2 protein-coding genes are annotated in these 6,379 nt (G+C 38.7%); one reads left to right on the plus strand and one right to left on the minus strand.

What is annotated here, in order from left to right:
- Nucleotides 1-25: 25 nt before the first annotated feature.
- Nucleotides 26-6,001, plus strand: a complete 5,976-nt coding sequence (locus tag BUA88_RS12430; protein ID WP_083572515.1) for a DUF5695 domain-containing protein — start codon at nt 26-28, stop codon at nt 5,999-6,001.
- Nucleotides 6,002-6,060: 59 nt separating this feature from the next.
- On the opposite strand, the gene BUA88_RS12435 is transcribed toward BUA88_RS12430, so the two are convergent.
- On the minus strand, nt 6,061-6,379 hold a 319-nt coding region (locus BUA88_RS12435), incomplete at its 5' end, for an IS3 family transposase (RefSeq protein ID WP_143151438.1).

Raw genomic sequence — 6,379 nt, forward strand, 5'->3', positions numbered from 1 at the left:
TAGAAAGGAGAATTAAGGGGGACAAATGTCAAACACGAGAATGAAGAAAAAGGTTCTGTCACTTGCACTGGCTACGATTACAGCATTTACAACTTTGCCAGGGAGTATGGGGACAATCGATGTGCTGGCTAAGGAAGATAAGGCAACAAGTCAAACAAAGGCGACAGAGGAAGCAGATGGAAGCTACACATTATCCAATGATTATTTCTCTGTAAACATAGGTAAATACGGCCAGATTAGGAAGCTGTATATTGTGGGAGATAAATATCCTACAAACTATGTGATGAACGAAGAAAATGCTCCTGCTCAGGGGGCTAGCAGCACCCACCAATGGATGGGTGAGCTGATACTTGCAACTAAATTTGGTGATGGTGAATATAAAGAAGGATACACAAGCCAGTCCGACTCTGATAGAACCATCACTCTTAAGGATAACAAGGTAATAGTTACATACAGCGGAAAGGCAACTGAAGCTAAAGGAATAAACGGTTATCAGGTAAAGGAAACCTATACTCTTGTTAATGACAGGATAAAGTGGGATATCGAAATAGAAAACAAGAGCGATGAAGTTCTTACAGTAGGAGATTTAGGACTTCCAATTACATTTAACGAATACTGGTCTGGTGGAGATGAAATCTACGAAACAAGAGTAGTAGACCACAGCTTTGTGGGAAAGAATTCTTCATACATATATGCTACACGCCCTAGTGGACAGGGACAGTATGTATTACTTACTCCAGATGACGCAACGGATGCCAGTTTTGAATATCAGGATCACTGGAGAGTAGAGGAAAGAGCAGCTAACGAAAAATCATGGTGTCAGGATCAGGATGGATGGGCCAGCGGCCTGAATGTTTTCTATGTTCATTCAGATGTTATAAAGAAAACTAATCGTGGTTACCTTGATAACACAACATTAAAGTTAAAGAAAGGCGAGTCAAAGAAGTATTCTTTTGATTTTAGTCCAGTTGATAATGAAGAGGATATGAAGTCTACCCTTTATGAAGAGGGAATTATAGATGCAGTGGCTGTTCCAGGTATGACCTTTGCCAAGAATATGCCAGCCAAAATGTATCTTCATACAAAATATGCTGCTAAGGATTTGAAGGTAAATATCAAATGTCCTCATGAGTTGAATCTATTTGATGATAATAAGAATAGTGTCAGCAACAATCTTCCATGTGAAAAAAGCGAAGCTGGCACTTATGCAAAGTACGAATCTACAAAGCTAATCGATGGAGAACAGTATCATATATACGATATTGCCTTTGATGATTTAGGTCAGAATGATGTAGTGGTTTCCTATGACAATGGAACAAAGGAAACTGAGCTACAATTCTATATCATGGATGATGTGAGCAAAGCATTGAATACTCATTCTCAGTTCATGGTAGATAAGACCCAGTGGGATGCTGAAGGCGAGCTATATGATAAGGTTTTTGACGATTGGATGATGGACACCAAATCAAAGCGAGGTTCATTTAGTGGCTATTGGGGCTGGGGCGATGATTGGGGATTGACCCACGGTGAATATATCGCTGAAAAGAATGTTTACATCCCAGTAGAAAGGGAAATAACTGCAATTGATGAGTATTTGGATACTGCAATATGGCATGGACTTATGCAGGAGCATCAAGAGGATTATCTTATCCATGACTTCCAGATGAAGGAGCCAAATGATACACCTACATACAGAGGCTATGCATATCCTCACATATACAATACATACTATTCAATGTATAAGATTGCTAGTAAATATCCTAATATTGTAGATTACATCGAGGATAAGGATACTTATCTATTGAGAGCCTATAACATAATGAAGGCTCTGTATTCAGACGGTGTATATTACAACTGGTCTACAGGTGTAATGGGAGAGCTAACTACTCCTGACATTATCGCCTCTTTAAAGGCAGAAGGATATACTGATGAGGCTGTTGAGATTGAAGATATTATGGCAAAAAAATATAAGAATTTCTCCAGCACAAAATATCCATACGGCTCAGAGTATTCATACGATAATACAGGTGAGGAAGCTGTTTATACGCTGGCAAAGCTTAATCTTAAAACAGATGAGGCAAATGCCCTTAGCATGATGCAGAAAATTGATTTGAAGACTAGAGCATGTAGAGGTCTTCAGCCTGTATGGTATCACTACGCTAATCCTACCACTATCTGTGGCGAAAGCTGGTGGAACTTCCAGTATACAGCAGCACTTGCAGGATATTGCATGGATGATTATTTGCGACTTGAAAATAATGGATTAAATTCTGTAGATTCTGCCGAGGCAGAAAGAGTTAATTATGCTGCAAAGCTTGCAAATCTTACATGCATCAATTCAGGTCAGATAGATGCTGACCCAGAAAATATAGGTACCGTTGCCTGGACTTATCAAAGTGAAATGGGAAATCTAGGCGGACAGGGAACTGGAGGTGGAAAGATACACAACGGCTGGAGACAGATGGCTGGTGAAGCAGATTTGGGACTTTTTGGAGCGCTTCAAATTCTTTCCGCAGATGTAGCAACAGACCCAGTATTTGGTTTATTTGGTTATGGCTGTAATGTGGCTGATAATGGAGATAGCTATTCTATAAAGCCGCTTGACGGATTGAACACCAGATTAAACCTGATAGATGATGGTTGTTATGTAGAGCTTGATAGAGACAGATACGTAAATGCGATAATTACTAAGGATTGCAGTGATGTAAAGCTTACTGTAACAAATTTAGAAAAGACAGAGCATAATACAGATATTAACTTAACAGGATTTGCAGATGGTTGCTATACCATTCTTGTTGATGGTAAAGAGCGCGGAACATTTAAGGCAGCAAAGAATCAGACTGTGAAAGTGTCAGTTCCTCTTGGAAAGAAAGATACATCAGAGGTTGAATTTAAGATTGGAGCAGCTGCAAAGAACACAGCTCCAATTGTAGATGCAGGTAATGATATTGAAACATATCTTCCAGAAGTAGATGGAATAGATGAGGCTACTATAGTCATTGACTTCAATCTTTCTGCAAATCAGGAGAATGGAACAAGACTTATCGAATTTGGTGATTTAGATGAAAACTACTTGTATGTGAGCTTTAAAGGAAATAATCAGTTAAGCATCGCTGCTACTGATATGAAGTCAAAGAAGCTGAAAACAGTGGATACCGTATATGCGATAGCACCAGAATATGATAAGAAATTAGTATTAACAAATGATAATGGAAATATTGCTGCTTACCTTGATGGAGATAAGATTGCTACATTAGATTCAGGCTTTGTATTTTCAGATTTAGGAGATGCTCAAAGAAACTATCTGGGACGCTCTCACGAGGAATCTATTAGCTTCTTAAATGGAAAAATCAAAGGCTTTAGTATGTATTCAAAAGCATTTGATGAAGAAGAGGTTTCAAAGCTTTTTGGAGAATTGAAGGATAGAGAAATTGTATCTATAAAGGATGCAGCAGTTGTAACTAAGATAAACGAAGCACCTAAACTTCCGAAAGAAGTTAGCGCCCTGTATTCAGATGGCGTATATAGAAATGTGGAAGTGAAATGGGATGAAGTATCTGCAGAATCTTATGGTGCTAAGGGCGTGTTTACTGTAGAAGGTTCAGTAGATAAATCTGCAGTTAAGGCCAAAGCTAATGTTGTTGTAGTTGATGGAAAAGAGGTAAATCTTGCAGCGTATGCAACACCTAGTGCTATCGTAAACACTCCACAGGATTTAGGTGGTGTAGCTGGTTTAAATGATGGTTATGACCCATTGGCATCAAACGATACTTCACATGGTGTATGGCACAACTGGTTAGGAGGCGCTCAGGGCGCACCAGCATGGGTAACATACACATGGGATGATGAGGTTATCATCACAGGTCAGGACGCATATTACTTCAAGGATAATGGTGGTAATTTCTCACCAGCAGCTGTAAAGCTGGAGTATCTTGAGGGTGATGAGTGGAAGGAATGCGATATAGTAGAAGGTCTTGGAACAGAACTTGATAAATACAACACTACAACAATCAAACCTATTCAAACAACAGCGCTTAGAATGACTCTTAATCCTAAGACATTAGGCTGTGGTGTAATTGAGTGGAAAGTATACGGATTTAAGGAAGGCGCTGTTGATAAGTCTGGATTAAATAGTGCTATTTCAAGAGCTGAAAAGATTGATCCATTCTTTGTTAAATCAGGATATGCTGATATGAAGTCTGTTTTGGCAGAGGCAAAGGAATTGGTTACAAAGATAGGTGTGTCTCAAAAAGAATTAGATGAGATGACCGACAGACTTAATAGTGCAGTTAATTCCCTGGATATGGATACTAATCTGGCTTTAGATGCTTCAGTTTCAACAAGCTATGTTTCTAGCTGGGAAACATTAGGTGCAGTCAATGATGGCGTGTCATCCTCAGCATCCATGGAAAAGCCAGCAACTGGTGCCTATGGTTCGTGGGGTAACACATCAGAATACGAGACCATTACATACACTTGGGATAAAAAGATAAGCATTAGCAAATCAGCTATTTACTTCTGGAAGGATAATGATTCTGAGGAAGTAGTGGGAATTCAATTCCCTAAGAATTACACCATTAGTTACAAGGACGGTGATGATTGGAAAGAGGTAAATGATGCATCGGGCTTTGGTCTGGAAGAGGATAAGTATAATGTAACATCCTTCAAGCCAGTTATGACTGATGGATTGAGAATTCAGTTAAACAAAAAGGAAGCAAATAATTCAGGTGTAGGTGTAATTGAATGGGCAGTTCTAGGTGGTGAGCCAGTGGAAGAAGAGCTTGAAGAACTAGAAAAGGAAGATGTGGAAGAATTGCTAGAAAAGGATGTGGAGTCAGAAGAAAAGAAAGAAGAGAAGGACTCTGATATCGAAGACGCTAGTAAAGTACCTGCTGAAGAAGCTACTGAAAAAGATGCTGAAACAACAGAGGAAAACACAGATGAAGTGAAATCTGATACAGCAGAGGATTCTAAGCTGAAAGTTACAACAGATGAAGTAGTGCCAGAGGAAAAGATGACAGAATTAGAAGTAGCTACAGGAACAAACTTACTTTTAGGAGCTGTTGCAACTACAAGACTAAGAGCATCTGCTATTGATGATGGATATCCTAATTCTTCATTAGAATACAAGTGGACAGTAAAGAGCAAGCCAAACAATGCAGCAGTAGCTATAGACAAGGATAGTCAGGCAATCACTGATGTAAGCTTTAATCAAGCTGGTAACTATGTACTTACACTTACAGTCTCAGATGGAGAGCTTTCAGCATCTGATGATATTAAGATTAAAGTATCAAACGCTGATAAGTTTCCTGAAAAGCTATGTGAGTACGATTTTGCAGAAAAGTCATTAGACAAGAAAGCTAGATTAGTAAAGGATATCAATGATACTGGATATGATTCAAGCTATAGCTACAATCCAAATCCTGTATTTGCAGCAGTGGATGGAGTAAGCTTTATTGACATGGCAGGAGGCTTCTGCGGATATGTTAAACTTACAGATGAATTAACAAAGGGCAAGATAAAAGAAGACAAAACAAAGGAGCCTATCATTAATCCAGTTAATCCTTTCAAGCCATCGCAAGGTGGAAGCACAGGTACCACACCAGTTAATCATGAGGTAAACAAAGCTGTAAGCCCAGCAAAGGACATCACAGTAGTTGATACTCCTAAGGTGCCTGCTGCTGGAAACAATAAAGTTGCTAAAACAACTGATAAGGTAAAGGCAGCTAATAGCTCTAAGCAAAAGCCCGAAGCTGAAAGCAGTGTAGATGAGAAATTAGAAAATAGTAAAGATTCTACATTGGAAGATTCGGCTGAGAGCACATTAGAAGAGAATAATGAGCAATCAGAAGAAATCATATCTGATGAAGAAACACCTACTACAGGCGAGAAAAAAGATAGAAATGCAATTCTGATATTAATACTCGTTGCACTGGCACTAATTCTTGTAAGTGGCGGATATGTAGTATTCGCAAAGATATTAAAAAAGGGCAATAAGTAATATAGAAAGACCTATTTGGGATTGATATGTACCCAGAATCCTGGACACATATTTATGAACTAGGCTGAACACATGGATGCTATCCTGTATTGTACAGGTGGCATCCATTTTGTTTTTGCCTGAATTCTTTTGTTATTGTAGTAATCTATATATTCTTCAACTGCCTTTGAGAATTCTTCAAAAGAAGAATAGTCTTTCTCATAACCATAGTACATTTCGTTCTTTAATCTTCCAAAGAATGTCTCCATTATACAGTTATCATAACAGTTACCTTTTCGAGACATAGATTGGATAATGCCATGCTCTTGTAAAGCAGTACGATAATAAGTATGTTGATACTGCCAGCCCTGATCGGAATGAAAAATAAGTCCTTTAACT

Origin of the sequence: Pseudobutyrivibrio xylanivorans DSM 14809 (assembly GCF_900141825.1) — a bacterium.
Classification (GTDB): Bacteria; Bacillota; Clostridia; order Lachnospirales; family Lachnospiraceae; genus Pseudobutyrivibrio; species Pseudobutyrivibrio xylanivorans.